The 20259-nt window shown below is 70.4% G+C and carries 20 protein-coding genes and 1 pseudogene; 12 read left to right on the forward strand and 9 right to left on the reverse strand.

All coding sequences use genetic code 11. From position 1 onward, the window contains the following. Window positions 1-58: 58 nt before the first annotated feature. The 3 genes from AB0F88_RS29345 to AB0F88_RS29355 all read right to left on the reverse strand — a co-directional run bounded on the left by AB0F88_RS29345 (window position 59) and on the right by AB0F88_RS29355 (window position 2080). Window positions 59-640: a LysE family translocator gene (locus AB0F88_RS29345; protein WP_362691013.1), complete on the reverse strand. Its 582-nt coding sequence runs from the start codon at window positions 638-640 to the stop codon at window positions 59-61. Between the two features lie 452 nt (window positions 641-1092). Then, window positions 1093-1422, reverse strand: a complete 330-nt coding sequence (locus tag AB0F88_RS29350) for a hypothetical protein (RefSeq protein WP_362691016.1) — start codon at window positions 1420-1422, stop codon at window positions 1093-1095. 157 nt (window positions 1423-1579) lie between these two features. Beyond that, window positions 1580-2080 (reverse strand): hypothetical protein, encoded by a 501-nt coding sequence (locus AB0F88_RS29355; protein WP_362691019.1) that lies wholly within the window; start codon window positions 2078-2080, stop codon window positions 1580-1582. Window positions 2081-2379: 299 nt separating this feature from the next. On the opposite strand from AB0F88_RS29355, the gene AB0F88_RS29360 reads away from it, so the two are divergent. Continuing rightward, window positions 2380-3063, forward strand: a complete 684-nt coding sequence (locus AB0F88_RS29360) for a transposase family protein (protein ID WP_362691022.1) — start codon at window positions 2380-2382, stop codon at window positions 3061-3063. A 294-nt stretch (window positions 3064-3357) separates the two neighbouring features. Here AB0F88_RS29360 and AB0F88_RS29365 read toward each other — a convergent pair whose 3' ends face one another. The 5 genes from AB0F88_RS29365 to AB0F88_RS29385 form a co-directional block, all read right to left on the reverse strand. Beyond that, a complete protein-coding gene (locus AB0F88_RS29365) occupies window positions 3358-4020 on the reverse strand; it encodes a class I SAM-dependent methyltransferase (RefSeq protein WP_362691025.1) in 663 nt (220 codons plus the stop codon). A gap of 81 nt (window positions 4021-4101) precedes the next feature. Further along, a complete protein-coding gene (locus tag AB0F88_RS29370; RefSeq protein WP_362691028.1) occupies window positions 4102-5010 on the reverse strand; it encodes a hypothetical protein in 909 nt (302 codons plus the stop codon). Between the two features lie 22 nt (window positions 5011-5032). Next, the gene (locus AB0F88_RS29375) at window positions 5033-5530 is read right to left on the reverse strand and encodes an NUDIX hydrolase (RefSeq protein ID WP_362691031.1); all 498 of its coding nucleotides are present in this window, start codon (window positions 5528-5530) and stop codon (window positions 5033-5035) included. 1081 nt (window positions 5531-6611) lie between these two features. Continuing rightward, a complete protein-coding gene (locus AB0F88_RS29380) occupies window positions 6612-7151 on the reverse strand; it encodes a S1 RNA-binding domain-containing protein (protein ID WP_362691033.1) in 540 nt (179 codons plus the stop codon). A gap of 4 nt (window positions 7152-7155) precedes the next feature. Further along, complete coding sequence (locus AB0F88_RS29385) at window positions 7156-7431, reverse strand: hypothetical protein (protein ID WP_362691036.1); 276 nt, start codon at window positions 7429-7431, stop codon at window positions 7156-7158. 193 nt (window positions 7432-7624) lie between these two features. Here AB0F88_RS29385 and AB0F88_RS29390 point away from each other — a divergent pair, with 193 nt between their 5' ends. The 8 genes from AB0F88_RS29390 (at window position 7625) to AB0F88_RS29425 (ending at window position 17131) form a co-directional block, all read left to right on the forward strand. Further along, window positions 7625-8848 carry a styrene monooxygenase/indole monooxygenase family protein gene (locus AB0F88_RS29390; protein ID WP_362691039.1) on the forward strand — a complete coding sequence of 408 codons (1224 nt, stop codon included), beginning with the start codon at window positions 7625-7627 and terminating at the stop codon, window positions 8846-8848. A gap of 9 nt (window positions 8849-8857) precedes the next feature. Next, window positions 8858-9358 (forward strand): flavin reductase family protein, encoded by a 501-nt coding sequence (locus AB0F88_RS29395; protein WP_362691042.1) that lies wholly within the window; start codon window positions 8858-8860, stop codon window positions 9356-9358. Between the two features lie 81 nt (window positions 9359-9439). Continuing rightward, window positions 9440-12604, forward strand: coding sequence for a formate dehydrogenase (gene fdh / locus AB0F88_RS29400; RefSeq protein ID WP_362691214.1), 3165 nt, complete (start codon window positions 9440-9442; stop codon window positions 12602-12604). After that, the gene (locus tag AB0F88_RS29405; RefSeq protein ID WP_362691045.1) at window positions 12597-13379 is read left to right on the forward strand and encodes a 4Fe-4S dicluster domain-containing protein; all 783 of its coding nucleotides are present in this window, start codon (window positions 12597-12599) and stop codon (window positions 13377-13379) included. Before fdh ends, AB0F88_RS29405 begins: the two co-directional genes overlap by 8 nt. Before the next feature lie 118 nt (window positions 13380-13497). After that, window positions 13498-14643 carry an NrfD/PsrC family molybdoenzyme membrane anchor subunit gene (nrfD, locus tag AB0F88_RS29410; RefSeq protein ID WP_362691048.1) on the forward strand — a complete coding sequence of 382 codons (1146 nt, stop codon included), beginning with the start codon at window positions 13498-13500 and terminating at the stop codon, window positions 14641-14643. A gap of 101 nt (window positions 14644-14744) precedes the next feature. Then, window positions 14745-15059 carry a YciI family protein gene (locus tag AB0F88_RS29415; protein ID WP_362691217.1) on the forward strand — a complete coding sequence of 105 codons (315 nt, stop codon included), beginning with the start codon at window positions 14745-14747 and terminating at the stop codon, window positions 15057-15059. A 41-nt stretch (window positions 15060-15100) separates the two neighbouring features. Further along, window positions 15101-16339: an RNA polymerase sigma factor gene (locus tag AB0F88_RS29420; protein WP_362691051.1), complete on the forward strand. Its 1239-nt coding sequence runs from the start codon at window positions 15101-15103 to the stop codon at window positions 16337-16339. Window positions 16340-16495: 156 nt separating this feature from the next. Further along, a complete protein-coding gene (locus tag AB0F88_RS29425; RefSeq protein ID WP_362691053.1) occupies window positions 16496-17131 on the forward strand; it encodes a maleylpyruvate isomerase family mycothiol-dependent enzyme in 636 nt (211 codons plus the stop codon). A 159-nt stretch (window positions 17132-17290) separates the two neighbouring features. Here AB0F88_RS29425 and AB0F88_RS29430 read toward each other — a convergent pair. Continuing rightward, window positions 17291-17398, reverse strand: a pseudogene (locus tag AB0F88_RS29430) (selenide, water dikinase SelD); the annotation flags it as partial. A 164-nt stretch (window positions 17399-17562) separates the two neighbouring features. On the opposite strand from AB0F88_RS29430, the gene AB0F88_RS29435 reads away from it, so the two are divergent. The 3 genes from AB0F88_RS29435 to AB0F88_RS29445 all read left to right on the forward strand — a co-directional run bounded on the left by AB0F88_RS29435 (window position 17563) and on the right by AB0F88_RS29445 (window position 20218). Then, window positions 17563-17997 (forward strand): DUF5980 family protein, encoded by a 435-nt coding sequence (locus AB0F88_RS29435; protein ID WP_362691056.1) that lies wholly within the window; start codon window positions 17563-17565, stop codon window positions 17995-17997. A 167-nt stretch (window positions 17998-18164) separates the two neighbouring features. Then, complete coding sequence (locus tag AB0F88_RS29440; protein ID WP_362691059.1) at window positions 18165-18287, forward strand: hypothetical protein; 123 nt, start codon at window positions 18165-18167, stop codon at window positions 18285-18287. Further along, window positions 18287-20218 (forward strand): SelB C-terminal domain-containing protein, encoded by a 1932-nt coding sequence (locus tag AB0F88_RS29445; RefSeq protein WP_362691062.1) that lies wholly within the window; start codon window positions 18287-18289, stop codon window positions 20216-20218. The genes AB0F88_RS29440 and AB0F88_RS29445 overlap by 1 nt, the downstream gene beginning before the upstream one ends. Window positions 20219-20259: the final 41 nt, after the last annotated feature.

Raw genomic sequence — 20259 nt, forward strand, 5'->3', positions numbered from 1 at the left:
CGTCACCGGGACGGCGCCCGGAACACTCTCAAGATCGGGTGTTCCGGTGGCCCCCCTTCTACGAGCGGCCGGCGACGGCCAGGTTGACGCCGAGGGCGATCAACGCGGTTCCGGTGAGCCCGTCCACACTCTTGCGTACGACCGGCCTGGCGAACAGCCGGCGCAGCGCCCCCACGATGTTGGCCACCAGGAGGAACCACAGTACGGTCCCCGCCACCGCGATCAGCGACAGCACCAGCGCGTCGCCCAGCCCGGCGTCGCCGGAGACGAACTGGGGCACCAGCGCGATGAGGAACAGCGCCGCCTTGGGGTTGAGCATGTTCGTCAGCAGCCCCTCGGTGAACGCCGCCAGCGGGCCGCGCCTTCCTGGAGCGGGCAGATCCAGCCGCAGGTCGCCGCCCTTGCGCAGAGCCGCGTGCCAGGCCTTGACCCCGAGATACAGCAGGTAGCCGGCCCCGACGACCTTGACCACGGTGAACGCCACGGCCGAGGCCGCCAGCAGAGCCGCGATGCCGCTCGCCGCGGCCAGCACCCAGACGAACACCCCGACCGAGACCCCGGCCGCGGCCGCCATGCCGTACGCGCGGCCGGACACGGCGGAACGCCGGACGACCACGGCGAAGTCGGGTCCGGGAGACATCGCCCCGAGTGTCATCACACCAGCGAAAGCCACCATCTGTGCCGAATTCGTCACGGCGGCCACTGTAGGTCCTCCGCTCGGGGCCGTGCGACCAGTCCCGAAGGGGGAATGTCGTCTTTCTGCACCGATCCTCCCGAAGGCCAGGACAAGTGATCGCGAAGGAGGCCTGATGCGGAGCATCATGGCTTCATGGAGGCGATGGGGGCCCGTGCCGCGGCGGGCAGACGCCGCGACCGTCTTCGCACGCGCACGCTCCGAACTGGGCGGCTTCCCGATCGGATGCTCAACAGCTTCGGCATCGGGGTCTTCGACCGGCGCCGCAAGACGATCGGGCAGCGCCAGGCCGAGCTCGCCGCCGCCCTCATCGCCGGATACACCTTCAAGTACGTCCAGCCGAACGTGCTGTTCGGCATGAGCGCTCGGGACGCGCGACGGCTGAGCCAGGGCGTGCTTCAGAAGTCGGTGATACGCCTGGTCGGCCGTCCGGGGAAGTGGCGGGCGGCCATCCAGACGGTGAGGTCGTGGGCGATGTCGTTGATGCTGGTCGAGGTCGTGACCTCGTGCTCGTTTCGGGTGCTGTCGCGGCGGACGACCTCGTATCCGCCTTCGTCCAGCACAGCCACGGAGGCGAACCAAACGGGGGCGTCCTCATCGGGCTGGATCACGACGAAGGTGTTGCCGGGGTGGTTCAGGTCGCTGATCATCATGAACAGCGCGTCCTCGGACGGATCGTCGATGCGGTCGCCGTTCTCACTGTCGGCGCCGTAGTACTGAGCCCCCACCTACGCTCTCCCTCTTCGCCTCGCTCAACCTGGTCGCGGTCAGCATGGCATGCGAGAGCGGCAGCTCTGCCGGTGAGGCTGGACGCGAAGAGGCCGGGCGTCCCATCGGACGCCCGGCCCGCCACCGGTCCCTCCCCATGAGGCCGGTCGCTCAGATTCAGAGCTCGCAGTTCTCCTCGGTCTCGCCGGTGCAGGTGTCGATGTTGGCACCGCCGTCGGTCGTGTCGTTGCCGCCACGGCCGTGCAGGAAGTCGTCGCCGGTGCCGCCGACGAGGACGTCGCGGCCGCTGCCGCCCCAGAGGGTGTCGTTGCCGAGCCCGCCGAAGATCTCGGTGAACCGGTTGACGGTGTCGTTGTTGACGATGTCGTCGCCCTGGCGCATGTTGACCATGATCGTGCTGGCGTTCTTGCAGCTGACCCCGCCGGAGATCGGCTGGCAGTCGTTGTCGCTGGAGGTGACGCCCGCCCCGGTCACCTTGATGGCGCCGGTGCCCTCGGCCAGGGTGATCAGGTCGGATCCGGTCGTGCCGGTGACCGACAGGCCACCGAGGCTCACGGTCACGTTGATCGGCGCGGCGGCCTGGGCGGGAGCGGACAGGGACACCATGCCGGCCAAACCGGCGAGGGTGAGGGCGAGGGCGGCGATGTGACGACGCATTTTCATTCAGTCCTTCGATTCGGTGATCCCGGCCCCCGTCGGGCCGATGACCCAAGGAAAGCGCATCACCCTCCTCCGGTCTGTGCTGAAATGCGCGCCCGCTACCGGCCCAAGTACCTACGGGACGAAGACGGCACAATGAGGTGATCTCAGCGAGAACAGGCCGAGCATCTGCGGTGTTAAGTCGCCAAGCGCCATTGACGCGCACGAACCGGGATAGGTCGCGATGTCCCTGAAATGAGCGTGGAGCCCCCGGTAGAAGAGGTCTCACCACAAGATCCTCGACCGGAAAGCTCCACGTGATCACCTATCGTGCCACGCTCGACGTCTCCCGGGACCTGGTTCGCCATGTCGCGACCCTCCTGGCCGCAGAACGTCGCCGGCGCGGCACCCGCGCCGACACCCGGGCACTGACCTGCTTCGGCCAAGCCGTCCTGGTCCTGCGCTGGTTTCGCGACCGCACCGACCCCACCGCCCTGGCCCGCGACCACCACATCTCCCGCGCCACCGCCTACCGCTACCTGGACGAGGCCATCGAGATCCTGGCCGACCAAGCACCCGACCTGCACCAGTGCCTGCGCCACGCCCAGGCCCAGGAACTGCCCCACCTGATTTTGGACGGCACCGTCATCGCCACCGACCGCTGCCGCGAGAAGACCACCAGCGTCAAAGGCGAGCCCATCGACCTGTGGTATTCGGGAAAGGCCCACCACCACGGCGGCAACCTTCAAGCGCTGTTCGCCCTCGACGGCATGCCGTTGTGGGTCTCCGACGTCGAACCCGGATCGGTCCACGACCTGGTCGCCGCCCGCACCCGCAACATGCTGCTACGCGCACTGCGCTGCCTGGGCGAACGCGGCTTCGCTCTCCTCACGCAACGCTGGCGCACCCTGCAGCACATCACCGCCAGCCCCAGCAAGATCGGCGACATCGCCCGCGCCGCACTCGTCCTCACCCATTTCGAGCACGGCAGACTCATTTGAAAGTCGTTGAGATCACCTCAATGCCACCGCCACCCACACGCTGTCGTTAAAGCACGTCGCCCGCTGGTCGGCCTGGCGACGCCGCCACCAAGCCCGAGCCCGCTGGTTCCACCACCGAGCCCGCCCGGCCACCGCATATACCCAGCTCGGCCAATGAATGGCGGCTGCCGTACCAGGCCCTGATCATCGGGCGGGTGCAGTTTCTGCTGGTGATAATCGAGTGGTTCGAGCCGCTGTGATCCATGGAGTTGTTCAGCTCAACTGGAAGACATGTGCTGACTGCTGGCGCGCTGCTTACAGGTCATGATTTCGCGAGTCGAGGGCAGTTCTTTTGGCCACCAGGGTCATCCATCTTTTATTCACTTCATCGACGTTGTCCCAGGAATCGACTACCGCAAAGCCGTGACCTCGCAATAGGCTGAAAAATGCTTCTCTCGTCCATGACTTTCGATAACGCCAATGAATTCCTTCGTAATCCTCCTTCTTCCGCCAGCCTTCGGACTCTGTTGCGGATACCGTTGTAGAAATACACAAGAATCCTTGCGGCTTCAGGAGTTCGTGAAAGCGGGCAAATATCGCATCAGCATCCCCGGACGGGAACAGGTGAACAAACGATTGCACGTAGAGACAGTCGTACCTGTCGCCGAGGCCGGCGGTGAACACGTCTCCGCAGAGCACCTGGTGTGACGGATTTCTACGTCTTGCGTAATCCACCATGCGGGGTGATACGTCGATACCCACTCCCGAATAGCCGGAAGCGTTGATGACGGACAGGCTGGCCCCTACTCCGCACCCCACATCCAGCACTCGAGCCAGAGGATCGAGCCACCTCGCCAAGTGCGCCAGGTGGGATTTGGCGTTTTGCTCGCTCTTGGCAGCCTTTTTTTCGTACTGATCGGCAAGAGCGTCGTAAGTCTGCGAATATCTCCTGGACAAGCCTGCGAGCTCGGCTCTCATGTATCGCACACCTCCTGGACAAGGGCAAGGAGAGGCTCGGGTTCGGGATGCTGATGATAAGGCGCCTGCCGGGCGCGAATTCTAGTCGAATATCTCGCCCTGCTTGGACCAGTACGACTGAGCGAAGTATGCGGCCGATGACGCTATCACGCTGAGCAGGGCGAGCAGGACCAATGAAACTCCTTGCCAGTACGAAATAGGCCCATCAGAAAGAATGTTCCCGCACACGCCGAAGCCGAGTGCGCTCAACGTCCATAGGATCGCAACGACCACCCGGCGAAATATCTTCTTTCTCGCGCTGGCGAGGGCAGGGCTCTGCGTGCCGGAAGGGGGTTCGTCGACATCGGTATTCTGTGCAGCACTGTCTCGGTTTATGATGTGAAATGTTCTGTTGACTGAATCGGGATTTAAGTCGCTCAACGTCCGCCGCTCCCGGTCGCTGATCCTGGGAGGCGTAGGGCTGTATGTATCCTGAAACTTGCCTCGATATCCTACTGTCACTCCGGTGACGTCGGATATTAGGAGTTGCGCTACAGGTGCGTATGGGTATATGCGCACAGGGACACGGGACAGGTTGACCAACTGCAGCGGAAACGCCCATCTGATTCCAATGGCGAACTTCGGTGCCATGCAGTTGACGATGATTCCCATACGGGCGAAAGTGCTACGCGTAACCACCAAGCCGATGAGATCATCGGGAAAGCAGATCGCCTCTAGAGTCTGCGTGATCAGCGGTTGGAGAGGCTGTAGATCGAAACCCTCGGCAGGGATCTCCATCTCCTCGTACGCGAGATTAAAGTCGTGATTAAGGTAATCGAGGCTCTTCACCTGGGGCCGAAGTCTGAGAGCGGCCGGGGCAAGGCGGAGATCGACACAGTCTTCCGTGACCTGTGAGTCCATACTGAACTGCTCGTTGGAGTCCAGAGACCGGATCTCGATGTCTCCTGCCTCGATTCTCCGTCTAATCTCCACGCCGGTGAGGAAACCCATGAGAGACGCTCCTCGGGAGCTATCAAAGAAACAATGAGTCCGCTATTTTCATAAACTCGGCGATCATGGCCCTGTTGAGCGGGAAGACGGGCTCGTTGGCCAAGATAAAGGGTAGCTCTTTGATGGAGTGCCATTCATGGCCGACTGCTTCCGATGTGGCCGACGCCTCGCCCCGTACAGTGACGACGACGGCGATCCCCAAATGGTTCTGCTCGCGATCGAACACACAGATGAGCGGGTTGAAGCTGAACAAATCAGAGGCGGCTTCGTCTGTGACGACCGAATGTTCTGCGCCTACGATGAAGCGTTCGATGCGGAGTCCGGATTCCTCTTGTAGTTCCCGCTGTGCGGCGTCCGTCAGATTCTCGCCTGCTTTGACCTTTCCTTGCGGGAGTTCCAAATAGCCGTCATAGGGCGTGTCGTCGGATTCCTTCGACCTTCTCTGCAGCAAAATCTGAATATCGGTCCCGATGTTTCGAACTGGGATTATGGAAACTACCGGCCGCTGGTTCTTGGCCAAATGGATACCTCGCGAATTCGGATACTGTATTGACTACCCGGCGGCGATGTCACGCCCCGCTTGGTTATCGCCATCATACGCATGCATGTTCTACGCCTGCGAGGAACTCGCAAATATGTCAGGTCCGTAAGGTTTGATTTGGCATGGTTTCGACGGTGACTTCGGGCGATCGGGAAGAGCAAGATGACCATAGTGTGGGTGTCGCAACGTAGGCCGACGCTGACACTTTCGCCGATATGTACCTCTTATTCCCATATGAGTACTAGCGCTTTCGTGATCGTCGACCGTGTGGCTCGATCAAGCGGGCGGAACATGCATGCCCTCTCCAGCGGGCGTTGCCCGGCCGGGGCGAAGCCGCCGTCAGCTGCTTCTCGGTGGAGCCGGACGAGCGCAGGAAGGGACAGCTGAGTTCGCCTTCATCACACCTGCCGGAGAAGAGGGCTCGTAGACGTTATGGCAGAGAGATTCCGTCTTCGGTCTCTGGCAATCCCGTCGGGCCGTCGATTTGTCGCGTTCAACGTTGAACGACGTCGCCGGCCTGATCCGCCGGCACCGCAAGGCGATCAGACCGGCCCGGCGACGGCTCGACCCCGGATCCGGGGCATCCTGCGCGCGCTGGAGCAGGCCGGAATCATCACCCCGGCCGACAAGACGTATCAGGGAGCCGTGGGCCCGGTCGCCACGCCGTATACCGGTCGCCACGCCGTATAAGGGCAAGTGCAAGCCCGCGTCGCAGAAACGGGCCAACCGCTCTCGCGCCATGTTCCGCGGACCCGGCGAACGCGCCAACGCCCGACTGGAGAGCTGGAAGATCCTCCGGAAGCCACGCCGCAGCCCCGGAAAGGCCGGCCACCTGCGCAAGGCCATCGCCGTCCTTCAAAACCACCGCGTACACGGGGGCCGCCAGAGGATGAAAAAGGTTCGGTGCCACCTCACCGGTGTCATGCGTCAACGGAGCATTGACGTACGCCTTCGCCACCCCCTTGGTATCCACCTGGATAAGTGGGGTTATTCAGGTGGAAACAGATGCGATCTCCCCGGATTGCGACCTTCGGAGCTTGATGGCCGGTGGTTCGCAGGACTATCCGGCAGGCTCGGATCTGGTGGGATGCTCGCCGGGTGCGAGGACGATCCGGCGTCGGGCGACGTCGACTTCGATGATTTTCACGGCGAGGATGCCGCCTGTTTCTACGGGGCCGCCGGTCAGTTCGGAGGTGGGCAGGAGGCCCTCGAAGCCGTGGGCTGCGTCTTCGACGCGGACGAAGGCGCCGATGGGAGCGACCTTGGTGATGGGGCCGGTGACGGTGCGGCCGATCTGTTGTCGAAGATCGAGCAGTGGGTCTTCCTGGAGCGCTTTGAGGGAAAGGGACACGCGCCCGCGCTCGATATCGACGTCGAGGATTTCAGCGGTGACCTCTTGGCCGACGGCAACGACGTCGCAGGGGTGGTGGATGGGCCGCCAGGACAGTTCGGGGATGTTGATCATCGCGGTGAAGCCGCCGATGTCGACGAAGGTGACTCCGAAGCCGGCGATCTCGGTGACCGTTCCGGTGATGGTCTGGCCTTGGTGCAACGTTCGGAGGAAGGCCGACTCGCGCTCGTTCAGGACTTGGTCCGGCATGTCATCACTCTCGGGCCTTGGCGGGGGCTTCGGCGAGGTGGCGGTGCAGGGAAATTTTGGGGATGCCGGTCTTGGCCGCGACCTGGCCCAAGGTGTGACCTTGGGCCTTGAGCAGGCGGGCGTGGTCGATTTTGTCGGCGGGGCGGGCGACGGGGCGGCCGATGTGGCGGCCGGCGGTTTCGGCGACGGCGCGGGCGGGTCTCGTGGCGCCCCCGTGACGGCCTCGCGGGCGGGGCTTGTGGCGACTCCGGGGCGACTCCGGGGCGACTCCGTGGCGCATCCGTGGCGACTCCGGAGAAAGGTCCCGGGGAGATCCGCGCCAGATGGATGGAACCCGCGCTGAGCGGATGGCGCGGGCGGCGGCGGCCGTCGTACCTTTTCACCAGGCGCCGCTCGACCGTTTCCCCGCTTCCTCGAAGCCTCCTCAAGGCTTCCCCGAAGCTCTCCGACCCTCTTCGAAAGGACACGTCACCATGCGCAGAATCCTCGTCGTCGGCGCCGGTCAGGCGGGCCTGCACCTCGCCCTCGGCCTGCTGCGGAACGGCTACGACGTCACCGTCGTCTCCAACCGGACCCCGGAGGACATCCGTGGCGGCCGGGTCATGTCCAGCCAGGCCATGTTCGGCACCGCCCTCGGCCACGAGCGTGACCTCGGCCTGGACCTGTGGGCGGACGGCTGCCCGCCGATCGACGGGATCCAGTTCGCGGTGGCCGGGCCCGACGGCGACCCGGCGATCCGCTGGGCCGCCCGGCTCGACGCCCCCGCCCGCTCGGTCGACCAGCGGTTGAAGATGCCCGCCTGGATGGCCGAGGTGGAGCGGCTCGGCGGGAAGATCGTCATCCACGACGCCACCGTGGAGGACCTGGAGGACTACGCCGCCCAGTACGACCTGGTCCTGGTCGCGGCGGGCAAGGGGTCGATCGCCTCGCTCTTCGAGCGGGACGCGCCGCGCTCGCCGTACCGCGCCCCGCAGCGGGCCCTCGCCCTCACCTACGTCAACGGCCTCGCGCCGCGGCCCGACTACTCCGCGGTGTGCTTCAACGTGATCCCCGGGGTCGGCGAGTACTTCGTGTTCCCCGCGCTCACCGTCACCGGCCCCTGCGAGATCATGGTGTTCGAGGGCGTCCCCGGCGGGCCGATGGACTGCTGGGCGGATGCCCGCACCCCCGCCGAGCACCTGGCCATGAGCAGGCGGATCCTGGAGACCTTCCTGCCGTGGGAGGCCGAGCGAGCCGCGGGCGTCGAGCTCACCGACGAGGGCGGCGTGCTGTCCGGCCGCTTCACCCCGGTCGTGCGCAGGCCGGTGGCGACGCTCCCGTCGGGCGCACAGGTCCTGGGCGTGGCGGACGTGGTCGTGCTCAACGACCCGATCACCGGGCAGGGCTCCAACAACGCCGCCAAGTGCGCGGCCTCCTACCTGTCCGACATCCTCGAGCGCGGCGAGCGGCCGTACGACGCGGCGTGGATGGAGCGGGTCTTCGAGCGCTACTGGCTGGACGCCCGGCACGTCACCACCTGGACGAACGCGCTCCTCGCGCCCCCGCCGCCGCACGTGCTGGAGATCCTCGGCGCCGCGGGCGGGCTGCCCGAGGTGGCCTCCCGCTTCGTCAACGGCTTCGACGACCCGTCCGACTACGCCGGCTGGTTCCTGGACCCGGCCGGCGCGGCCGAGTACCTGGCCCGGGCCGGGAAGTGAGGGGCCGTCATGAGATCCCTGCGCGACGCCCTCGGGCAGTTCGCCACCGGGGTGGCGGTGGTCACCGCCGCCACCCCGCGGGGTGACCGGCTGGGCGTGACCGTCAACTCCTTCACCTCCGTCTCGCTCGACCCGCCGCTGGTCCTGTGGTGCCTGTCCCGGCGGGCCCCCAGCGCGCCGGCCTTCGCCGAGGCCGGGCGGTTCGCGGTCAACGTCCTGGCCGCGGGCCAGGAGCACCTGTCGCGGCGGTTCGCCACGCCGCTGCCCGACAAGTTCGCCGGGGTGGAGACCCGTCTCGCCCCGGGCGGGGTGCCGGTGCTCGCCGGGACCGTCGCCCACTTCGCCTGCCGCGCGGTGGCCACGTACGACGGGGGCGACCATCTGATCTTCGTCGGGGAGGTCGAGCACTTCCGGCGGGAGGAGGGCGAGCCGCTGGTCTTCCACTCGGGGAACTACCGGGCCTTCTCCGCGCCGGACCGCGAGATGGCGCTCTGCGAACCCGCCAGGTGATTAGAGCAGGTGGGAAGGGGTAAGGCCCCGAAAGTGACACGGGGGAGAGGACTCTTCCGCTGGCCGGTCATCCGCCAGCTCATGGGAGAGGACGCCAGGGGCGGCGCCGCGCGCTCGGCGCGCACCGACGCGCTGCGGCCCCGCACCGAGGAGGCCGACAGCGTCGCGCGGTCGATCTGCCCGTACTGCGCGGTCGGCTGCGGCCAGCTGGTCTACGTCAAGGACGGCCGGGTCACCCAGATCGAGGGCGACCCGGACTCGCCCATCTCGCGCGGGCGCCTGTGCCCCAAGGGGTCGGCGAGCAAGCAGCTGGTCACCCATCCCGGCCGGCAGACGCGCGTCCTCTACCGGCGGCCGCACGGCACCGACTGGGAGCCGCTCGACCTCGAGACGGCGATGGACATGATCGCCGACCGGGTGGTGCGGACCCGCAGGGAGACCTGGCAGCAGGAGTTCGAGGGCAGGACGGTCCGGCGCACCATGGGCATCGCGAGCCTGGGCGGGGCGACGCTGGACAACGAAGAGAACTACCTGATGAAGAAGCTCTACACCGCCCTCGGCGCGATCCAGGTGGAGAACCAGGCCCGTATTTGACACTCCTCCACCGTCCCCGGTCTGGGGGCCAGCTTCGGGCGTGGCGGTGCCACGGGCTTCCAGCAGGATCTGGCCGAGTCCGACTGCATCGTCATCCAGGGCTCCAACATGGCCGAATGCCATCCGGTGGGGTTCCAGTGGGTGGTCGAGGCGAGGGCGCGCGGGGCGAAGGTGTTCCACATCGACCCGCGCTTCACCCGCACCAGCGCGATCGCCGACCGCCACCTGCCGATCCGCGCGGGAAGCGACATCGTGCTGCTCGGCGCGCTGATCAACCACGTGCTCGCCAACGAGCTGGACTTCCGCGAGTACGTGCTGGCCTACACCAACGCCTCGGCGATCATCTCCGAGGACTTCGGGGACACCGAGGACCTGGACGGGCTGTTCTCCGGCTTCGACCCCGAGAGGCGCGCGTACGACCCGTCGAGCTGGGCGTACGCGGGCGGCGAGGGCAGGGAGGAGGCGGCCGGCGCCGGCGGCGAGCACGGTGAGCACCTGGAGGGCGGAGCGCGGCACGCCGAGGTGGCGGGCGCCGAGCAGTACGGCTCCGGCGGCGCCGCCGCGCCGTCGAGGCCGCCCACGGACCCGACGCTGCGCCACCCGCGCTGCGTCTACCAGATCCTGCGGCGGCACTTCGCCCGCTACACCCCGGAGACGGTGGCGGAGCTGTGCGGCATCTCCCGGGAGGGCTTCGCCGAGCTGGCCGAGGCGATCACCGCGAACTCGGGCAGGGAGCGCACCACCGCCTGGGCGTACGCGGTCGGCTGGACCCAGCACACCGTGGGCGCGCAGTACATCCGCACGGCCTCGATCCTGCAGCTGCTGCTGGGCAACATCGGCCGCCCCGGCGGCGGCATCATGGCGCTGCGCGGCCACGCCAGTATCCAGGGCTCCACCGACATCCCCACCCTGTTCAACCTGCTGCCGGGATACCTGCCGATGCCGCACGCCCACCGGCACGAGGGGCTCGACGACTACCTGGCCAAGGCCGGCGCCGACACCGGCTTCTGGGGCAGGAAGCGCTGCTACATGGTGAGCCTGCTCAAGGCGTGGTGGGGCGACGCCGCCACCGAGGAGAACGACTTCCGCTTCGACCACCTGCCGCGCCTGACCGGCGACCACGGCCACTTCACCACGGTGATGGGACAGATCGACGGCACCGTGAAGGGCTACTTCGTGGTGGGGGAGAACCCGGCGGTCGGCTCCTCGGGCGGCCGGGCCCAGCGCCTGGGCCTGGCCAACCTCGACTGGCTGGTGGTGCGGGACCTGACCCTGGTGGAGACGGCCACGTTCTGGAAGGACGGCCCCGAACTGGAGACCGGCGAGACGCGCACCGAGGACATCGCCACCGAGGTGTTCTTCCTGCCCGCCGCGAGCCACGTGGAGAAGGACGGCACCTTCACCAACACCCAGCGGCTGCTGCAGTGGCGGGAGAAGGCGCTGGAGCCGCCGGGCGACTGCCGCAGCGACCTGTCGTTCTACTACCACCTGGGCAAGCGGATCAGGCGGCGGATGACCGACGACGAGATCGACCGGCCGGTACGCGAGCTGACCTGGGACTACCCCGAGGAGGGCGAGCACGCGGAACCGTCGGCGCGGGCCGTGCTGCGCGAGATCAACGGCACCGGCCCCGACGGGCGGGCCCTGTCGGCCTACACCGAGCTCAGGCCCGACGGCTCCACCCGGTGCGGCTGCTGGATCTACTGCGGGGTGCACGCCGACGAGGTCAACCAGGCGGCCCGGCGCAGGCCGGGGGGCGAGCAGAGCAGGGTCGCGCCCGAATGGGGCTGGGCCTGGCCCGCGAACCGGCGCCTCCTGTACAACCGGGCCTCCGCCGACCCCGAGGGCCGCCCGTGGAGCGAGCGCAAGGCCTACGTGTGGTGGGACCCCGACAAGGGGGAGAAGGGGGAGTGGACCGGTCTCGACGTGCCGGACTTCGAGAGGGACAAGCCGCCCGGCTACCTGCCGCCCGAGGGCGCCCTGGCCGAGGCCGCGCTGGCCGGGACCGACCCGTTCATCATGCAGCCCGACGGCAAGGGCTGGCTGTTCGCCCCGGCGGGCCTGGCGGACGGGCCGCTGCCCGCCCACTACGAGCCGCACGAGTCGCCGGTGCGCAACACGCTGTACGGGCAGCGGGCCAACCCGGCGCGCCGGACCTACCGGCGTCCCGAGAGTCCCTACAACCCGCCGGGCTCGCCGCGCTTCCCGTACGTGCTCACGACCTACCGGCTCACCGAGCACCACACCGCCGGGAGCATGAGCCGGCCGCTGGCCTATCTCGCCGAGCTGCAGCCGGCGCTGTTCTGCGAGGTGTCGACGGAGCTCGCCGCCGAGCTGGGGCTCGTCAACGGGGGCTGGGCGACGATCGTGACGTCCCGTTCCGCGATCGAGGCCCGTGTCCTGGTGACCGGGCGCGTCCGCCCGCTGCGCCTGCAGGGCAGGACGATCCACCAGATCGGCCTCCCCTACCACTGGGGCTGGGGCAGCGGCGGCCTGGTGACCGGCGACGCCGTCAACGACCTGATGCCCCTCGTGCTCGACCCGAACGTCTACATCCAGGAGAGCAAGGCCATGACCTGCGACCTGCGGCCCGGCAGGCGCCCCACGGGCAGGGCGCTGCTCGACCTGATCGAGGAGTACCGCGATGGCTGAGCGGATGGGGTTCTTCACCGACACGAGCATCTGCATCGGGTGCAAGGCCTGCGAGGTCGCCTGCAAGGAGTGGAACGACGTCCCCGACGACGGGTTCGTCTTCCGCGCCACCTCCTACGACAACACGGGCGGCCTCGGGGCCGACACCTGGCGTCACGTGGCCTTCATCGAGCAGCCGGGCGGCGGGGACGGCCGGGAGGGCGTCGAGGGGTGGCTGATGTCGTCGGACGTGTGCAAGCACTGCACGCACGCCGCCTGCCTGGACGTCTGCCCGACCGGGGCGCTGTTCCGCACCGAGTTCGGCACGGTGGTGGTGCAGGCCGACGTCTGCAACGGCTGCGGCTACTGCGTGCCCGCCTGCCCGTACGGCGTGATCGACCGCAGGGAGCGCGACGGCCGGGCGTTCAAGTGCACGATGTGCTACGACCGCCAGCTCGGCGGGCTGGAACCGGCCTGCGCCAAGGCCTGTCCCACCGACTCCATCCAGTTCGGGCCGCTGGACGAGCTGCGGGCCCGCGCCGGGGAACGGGTGGAACGGCTGCACGGCGAGGGCAGGCCGCAGGCCCGCTTGTACGGGGCGAGCCCCGACGACGGCGTGGGCGGGGACGGGGCCTTCTTCCTGCTGCTCGACGAGCCCGAGGTGTACGGCCTGCCGCCCGACCCGGTGGTCACCACCAGGGATCTGCCGGCCATGTGGCGCTGGGCGGCGGGGGCGGCGCTCTCCATGGCCGGAGTGGTGGCGGTGTCCTTCCTGGGCGCGGGAAAGGGCCGGTGATGCGCGGGTACGGGATCCCTCCCGGCCGGGTTCTTCTCGCTGGGGGCGGGGAGATACCGGTGACGCGTCCGTTCGACGGCCGCGCGGGGGGACGGGAACAGGGGCGGGGGTGGTCGCGGTGAGGCGCGGCGAGGAGGCGATGGTGCCCGAGGCCGAGTTCCGCTCCTACTACGGGCAGCCGATCATCAAGGCCCCGATCTGGCACGAACCCCACATGCCGCTCTACCTCTACCTGGGCGGGACGTCCGGTGCCGCGTCGGTGATCTCCGCCGTGGCGACGGTCACCGGGCATGACCGGCTCGCGCTCACCGCCAGGGTCACCGCGGCCGCCGGTGCCGCGGCCGGTGCCGGTTTCCTGGTCGCCGAGCTCGGCAGGCCGGAGCGGTTCCTCAACATGCTGCGCGTGTTCAAGCCCACCTCGCCGATGAGCGTCGGCTCCTGGCTCCTGGCCGCCCACAGCGGCCTGACGGCCCTCGCGGCCGCCTCCGCGCTCGCCGCCGCCCGGCCCGGCCCGCAGATCCCCGCCGGGTCCTTCCCGCGGCTCCCCGACCGCTCCGGCCCGCGGATTCCCCTCCGGTCCTTCCCGCGGCTCCCCGCCGGGTCCGGCCCGCGGCTCCTCGCCCGGTCCTCGCCACGGATCCCCGACCGCTCCGGCCCGCGGATCCCCGTCCTTCCGGTGAGGGGTGCCCGCGCTCTGGCCGCCCTCGGTGACGCGGCGGCCCTGGCGGCGGTGGTGACCGGGCCGCTGATGTCGACGTACACCGCCGTGCTCGTCGCCGACACCGCGGTGCCCGCCTGGCACGAGGCCCACCGCGAGCTGCCGTTCCTGTTCGCCGGGAGCGCGCTGGCCGGGGCGGGCGCCGTGGGCATGCTGGCCACCCCGCGCCGCGAGGCGGGCCCGGCCCGCGTCGCCGCGATACTGGGCGCCGCCGTCGAGACGGTCGCGGGCGCGGTGATGGAGCACCGGCTCGGCCTGGTCGGCGAGCCGTACCGTCTGGGCAGATCGGGCCGCCTGATGCGGGCGGCCCGCGCCCTCACGGTGGGCGGCGCCCTGCTCGCCACGGTCGCCGGGCGCGGCAGCGCCCTCGGCGCCCTCACCGCGCTGTCCGGCCTCGCCCTCACCGCCGGTGCCGTCTGCACCCGCTTCGGCGTCCTGGCCGCGGGCAAGGCCTCGGCCGCCGACCCGAAGTACACGGTGGTGCCCCAGCGGGAACGCCTGGAGGCGGGCAGGGCCGCCCGGGTCCCGGCGGGCGAGAAATCCTGAGCGACGGCGTCCTTTCCCGGTGTTCCCGTTCGTCGGGTCGGTGAAGAGGCACCATGGGGGCGGCCCCGCGAGGGGCCCGAGAAGGAGGACGCGTGAAGTACATGCTGTTGATCTGCGGTGACGAGTCCGCGGCGGCCCACGCCATGGACGGTTGCGGCGGATGGTCGGAGGAGATGGAACGCCGCGGGGTGTTGCGGGGCGGCGCCGGGCTGCGGCCACCGGCCGACGCCACGACCGTGCGGGTGCGCGACGACGCGGTCCTGCTCTCCGACGGCCCGTTCGCCGAGACCAGGGAGCAGATGGGCGGATTCTGCATGATCGAGTGCGCCGATCTCGACGAGGCCATCGAGATCGCCTCGAAGCACCCGGCCTCCGGCTACGGCTCGATCGAGATCCGGCCGCTCCTGCCGTCGTGACCGGGCGCGGAGTGACGGGGGCCGGAGCGACGGGGGCCGGCGTGACGGCGGAGGTCGAGGCGGCGGTCGCCCAGGCGTTCCGGGACGAGTGGGGTCAGGTCGTGGCGACCCTGATCCGGGTCACCGGCGACTGGGACCTCGCCGAGGAGTGCGCGCAGGACGCCTTCGCGCTGGCCCTGCGGCGCTGGCCCGAGGACGGGGTTCCGCGCAGGCCCGGCGCGTGGCTCACCACGGTCGCGCGCAACCGGGCCGTCGACAGGTTGCGCCGCGAGGCGGTCGGCGCCGCCAAACTGCGAGAGGTGGCCGCCATGTCGTACGAACCCGAACCGGCGTGGGAGGACGACGGCGTGCCGGACGACCGGCTGCGGCTGATCTTCACCTGCTGCCATCCGGCGCTGGCCCTGGAGGCCCGGGTCGCGCTCACCCTGCGCACCCTGGCCGGGCTGAGCACCGCGGAGATCGCCAGGGCGTTCCTGGTCGGTGAGCAGACGATGTCCAAGCGGCTGCTGCGGGCCAAGCAGAAGATCCGGCACGCCGGGATCCCGTACCGGGTGCCGCCCGCGCACCTGCTGCCGGAGCGCGTGCCCGCCGTGCTGGGGGTGCTGTACCTGCTGTTCAGCGAGGGGTACTCGGCCACGGCGGGCGCCGACCTGCTGCGGCGCGACCTCAGCGCCGAGGCGATCCGGCTGGCCCGCGTCCTGACGGGGCTGATGCCCGACGAACCCGAGGCGGTGGGGCTGCTGGCGCTGATGCTGCTGCACGACGCCCGCAGCGCCACCCGGCTCGACGCGGCCGGTGACCTGGTCACCCTGGAGGAGCAGGACCGCGCCCTGTGGGACACCGCCGCGATCGGCGAGGGGGAGGAACTGCTCGGCCGCGCCCTGCGGCGCGGCCACCCGGGCCCGTACCAGGTGCAGGCCGCCATCGCCGCCTGCCACGCCACCGCGATCGACGCGGCCGGCACCGACTGGGCCCAGATCGCCGCGCTGTACGGGCAGCTCGCGCGGTTCACGCCGTCCGCGGTGGTGGAGCTGAACCGGGCGGTGGCGGTGGGGATGGCCGCGGGGCCGGCCGCGGGACTGGAACTGGTGGAGGCGCTGCGGGAGTCGGGGGCGCTGGCCGGGTACCACCTGCTGCCGGCGACCCGGGCCGATCTGCTGCGCCGCCTGGGCCGTGCCGCCGAGGCCGCGGCCGCCTACCGCGAGGCGCTGGAGCTGGCCGCGACCGACACCGAACGCCGCTACCTCGGCCGCCGGCTCGCCGAGGTCGCCGATTCGTAGCGCCGGGGTGTCCGTCGGCGCCGGGCCCGTTCGTCGGTAGGGCGAGCACCTTCCCGGAACTCCCGGGAATCTGGAGAAGAGGACACCGATGGACATACCAATGGATGCGGCGAGGTCGTGCGACGCGGCCGGGAGCACGCGACCGGGGGAGCGGCGATGACGGGGGCCACGGAGGGCGAGGTCAGGAAGGCGATCGCCGCCGAACGCCGCGACCTGGCGGACGTGCTCGCCGGCCTGCCGGAGCGCAGGTGGGACGAGCCGACCCTGTGCGCCGGGTGGCGGGTACGGGAGGTCGTGGCCCACATGACGATGCCGTTCCACTACTCGACCGCGCGCTTCGTGATCGAGATGCTCAGGTCCCGGGGCAACTTCGCCAGGATGGCCGACCGGTGCGCCCGGCGCGACGCGGCCGCCCTGTCGTCCGGCGAGCTCACCGCGCTGATCAGGGACAACGCGGACTTCGCGTGGAAGCCGCCGGGGGGCGGATTCGAGGGCGCGCTGACCCACGAGGTGATCCACGGCCTGGACTTCACCCTGCCCCTGGGCCTGGACCGGCACGTCCCCGAGGATCGGCTGCGCATCGTCCTGGGAGGCTTCGAGGCGGAGAAGAGCCTGAAGTTCTTCGGGGTCGACATCCGGGGGATCGAGCTGCGCGCCGACGACGTCGACTGGTCCATCGGGGAGGGGACGCCGATGTACGGGGCCGCGCAGGATCTCATCCTGGTCCTGTGCGGGCGGAAGCTGCCGGAGGGGCGGCTGCGCGGCGAGCCGAGTCACCGGTTCGTGGCGTAGGGGCGGATCGCCACCGGGTCCGGCCGGCCCGGGTCCGGTTCGGCCTGGACCGAGCCGGCCCGGGGCAGGCCGGAGCGCACCCGCCGCCCGCGCCACCTCCAGGCCGCCGCGCGGCACCTCCCCGGCCGGTTCCATCGGCGACACGTCCCGGGGCCGGCCGAGCAGGTTGACCGCCACCGGCGGCTCGCCGCCCACCGCGTACACGTCCGACAGGGCGTCGGCCGCCGCGACCCGTCCCCGGTCGCAGGCGTCGTCCACCACGGGGGTGAGCCCGCGTCCGCCGGCCACTGCTCCTTTTCCGCTTCGACGCGGATGCGCTCCTGGAAGAGCGAAAATTTCGAGAGCGAACAGAAACTTGCCATAGATTTTTTAACTGTCAATAATTGACGGTGTAAGTAAGCGTCCGAAGTACAAGTACCAAGGAGGCAGCCGTGAAAACGATCCACCGTGCCGCCAGACTGGCACTCGGCGCGACGGCCTGGCTGGCGCTCGCGCCGGCCGGCACCACACCGGCCTCGGCCGCGACATGGGAACTGCGCGACTTCCGGCAGCAGATCTGCGTGACGTCGAGCGGCGGCCACCCCGGTACGTACTTCATAGCCGCGGTCGTCGGAACCTGGTCGACGACCGTCCAGATCGCACTGCAGAACCTGCCCCCCGGTGCGACCAGCATGGGCGGCACACCGATCGCCCCCGGATCCAACTATCCCGACCCCGACGACGGCTCGACGACGGTGAACGGCTTCGTCCATATATCGATCCCGCCGCTTCCGGTCGGGGTGTACACCCCGCTGGTGACGGCCTCGGACGGTACGGAGACCCAGTCCTACCCCGTCACCATCAACGTGAAGCAGAGCTGCTACTAGCGGTCGGCGAGCGGCGGGCCGGCGAGACGCCACCGCACCGACCGGCGTCGCGCGGCGTTTCGGCGGACGGGGTGCCCGTCGTGGCGGTGGCGCGTTCGGAGCCGTTGAAGCCCAGGTCCTCGGCCCGGCGGGTTCGATTCCCGTCCGCATCGGCTTATGTTCGGAGAGTGGATCCACGCAGGCTGGTGCCGCGCACCGACGCCGTCCTCGCCGACCCGCGGCTGGTCGCGGCGGCCGGGCGGCTCGGGCGGGCGGTCGTCAAGGACGCCGTGGTGCGGGCGGGCGGCTGATGCACGTCGTGGCCACGGCGGGCCATGTCGACCACGGCAAGTCCACCCTGGTGCGGGCGCTCACCGGGATGGAGCCCGACCGGCTGGCCGAGGAGCGGCGCCGGGGGCTGACGATCGAGCTCGGCTACGCCTGGACGCGGCTGCCGTCGGGGGAGCGGCTGGCCTTCGTCGACGTACCCGGTCACGAGCGCTTTCTCGCCACCATGCTGGCCGGGGTCGGTCCCGCGCCCGCCGTCATGTTCGTGGTGGCGGCCGACGGGGGGTGGATGCCGCAGTCGGAGGAGCACCTGGTGGCGCTGGAGGCCCTCGGGGTGCGGCACGGCCTGCTCGTGGTGACCCGCGCCGATCTCGCCGACCCCGCCCCGGCCGCCGAGCGGGCCCGGGCCCGCCTGGCGGCGGGCGGCCTGGGCGGGGCCGAGGCGCTGGCGGTGAGCGGGCGCACCGGGCAGGGCCTCGGCGAGCTGCGGCGGGCGCTGGACCGGCTGGTGGCCGCGCTGCCCGTACCCGATCCCGGGGCGCCGGTGCGGCTGTGGATCGACCGGGCGTTCACCGTACGCGGCAGCGGGACGGTGGTGACCGGGACCCTGCCCGCGGGCACGGTCACCGCCGGGGACGAGCTGGACCTCGACGGCGTGCCCGCGCGGGTGCGGGCGCTGGAGCGCCTGAAGGAGCCGGTGACCTCGGTGACCGGCGTGGCCAGGGTCGCGCTCAACCTGCGCGGCCAGGGCGCCGCCGGGCGTGGCCTGGCCCTGGTCACCCCGGGCGGGTGGACGTACACCGACCTGGTCGACGTGCGCCTGAGCCCGGCCGGATCCGGCGGCGGGGGTCCGTGGCGGCCCAGCGGCGCCGGGGTGGACGATTCCGGGGGCGGTGGCCCGTGGCGGCCGGGCGGGCGTGCCAGGGCGGGGGGATCGCGGGAGCGGGGCCTTCCACCGCCCGCCGGGGGCTGGGACGCCGCTGACCTGCCGGGACGGCTGACCGCTCACATCGGCTCCGCGGCGGTGGTGTGCGCCGTGCGGCCGCTCGGCGGGCGGATCGCCCGGCTGCGCCTGGCCGGACGGCTTCCCCTGCACGCGGGCGACGTGCTGCTGCTGCGCGATCCCGGGCGAGGCCGGGGCGAGGTGCGGGTCCTCGCGCGGGCGAGCGTGCTCGACCCGCGCCCGCCGGGGCTGCGCCGCCGGGGCGCGGCACGGGAGCGGGCGGCCGAGCTGGCGGAGGCCACGCCGGACGCGGCCTCCCTGCTGCGGGCCCACCTCCTGCTGCGCACCGGCGACCTGGCGGCCATGGGGTGTGTCCCGGGAAGGCCGGTGTGCGGCGACTGGCACGCCGATCCGGCGCACTGGTCGAGGCTGGCGGAGCGTCTACCCGAGGTGGTGCGGCGCCACGCCTCGGCGCGTCCGCTGGAGCCCGGCATGCCGGTGGAGGCGGCCCGTCACGAGCTCGCCCTGCCCGAGCGGCGGCTGGTCGAGGCGCTCGTACGCCCGCCGCTCGCCCTCGACGCGGGGCGGATCGTGAGCGGCCCCGCCGGCCCTGCCGGCCCTGCCGGCCCCGCCGGCCCCGCGGCGCTGCCCGCGCCGGTCGTCCGGGCCGTCGAGCGGCTCGGCGCCGAGCTGTCCGCGCGCCCTTTCCTGGCGCCGGAGGCGGGCCGGCTGGCCGAGCTGGGGCTGGGGCCCCGCGAGCTGGCGGCGGCCGTACGGGCGGGGGCGCTGCTGCGGGTGGCCGACGGGGTCGTGCTGCTGCCCGGTACGGACGTCCTGGCGGGACGGCTGCTCGCCCGGTTGCCGCAGCCGTTCACGGTCAGCCAGGCCAGGCAGGCCCTCGGCACCAGCCGCAGGGTCGCGGTGCCGCTCCTGGAACACCTCGACCGCAGGGGGCTCACCGAGCGGGCCGACGAGGTCCACCGCTACTGCCCGGCCCGTGCCGGACGGTGATCCCCGGCGCCACGCCGATCACCCGGTTCGCCGGGGCGTCC

The sequence above is a fragment of the Streptosporangium sp. NPDC023963 genome (genome assembly GCF_040639135.1).
Taxonomy (GTDB): domain Bacteria; phylum Actinomycetota; class Actinomycetes; order Streptosporangiales; family Streptosporangiaceae; genus Streptosporangium.

Excerpts from the sequence above, each read along its gene's own strand:
- AB0F88_RS29380 (WP_362691033.1), bottom strand. The coding sequence starts at position 7,151 with ATGCCGGACCAAGTCCTGAACGAGCGCGAGTCGGCCTTCCTCCGAACG.
- AB0F88_RS29390 (WP_362691039.1), top strand. The coding sequence starts at position 7,625 with ATGCGCAGAATCCTCGTCGTCGGCGCCGGTCAGGCGGGCCTGCACCTC.
- AB0F88_RS29445 (WP_362691062.1), top strand. The coding sequence starts at position 18,287 with ATGCACGTCGTGGCCACGGCGGGCCATGTCGACCACGGCAAGTCCACC.
- AB0F88_RS29385 (WP_362691036.1), bottom strand. The coding sequence starts at position 7,431 with ATGCGCCACGGAGTCGCCCCGGAGTCGCCCCGGAGTCGCCACAAGCCC.
- AB0F88_RS29405 (WP_362691045.1), top strand. The coding sequence starts at position 12,597 with ATGGCTGAGCGGATGGGGTTCTTCACCGACACGAGCATCTGCATCGGG.
- AB0F88_RS29415 (WP_362691217.1), top strand. The coding sequence starts at position 14,745 with ATGCTGTTGATCTGCGGTGACGAGTCCGCGGCGGCCCACGCCATGGAC.
- AB0F88_RS29370 (WP_362691028.1), bottom strand. The coding sequence starts at position 5,010 with ATGGGTTTCCTCACCGGCGTGGAGATTAGACGGAGAATCGAGGCAGGA.
- AB0F88_RS29345 (WP_362691013.1), bottom strand. The coding sequence starts at position 640 with ATGTCTCCCGGACCCGACTTCGCCGTGGTCGTCCGGCGTTCCGCCGTG.
- AB0F88_RS29425 (WP_362691053.1), top strand. The coding sequence starts at position 16,496 with ATGACGGGGGCCACGGAGGGCGAGGTCAGGAAGGCGATCGCCGCCGAA.
- AB0F88_RS29365 (WP_362691025.1), bottom strand. The coding sequence starts at position 4,020 with ATGAGAGCCGAGCTCGCAGGCTTGTCCAGGAGATATTCGCAGACTTAC.
- AB0F88_RS29355 (WP_362691019.1), bottom strand. The coding sequence starts at position 2,080 with ATGCGTCGTCACATCGCCGCCCTCGCCCTCACCCTCGCCGGTTTGGCC.
- AB0F88_RS29395 (WP_362691042.1), top strand. The coding sequence starts at position 8,858 with ATGAGATCCCTGCGCGACGCCCTCGGGCAGTTCGCCACCGGGGTGGCG.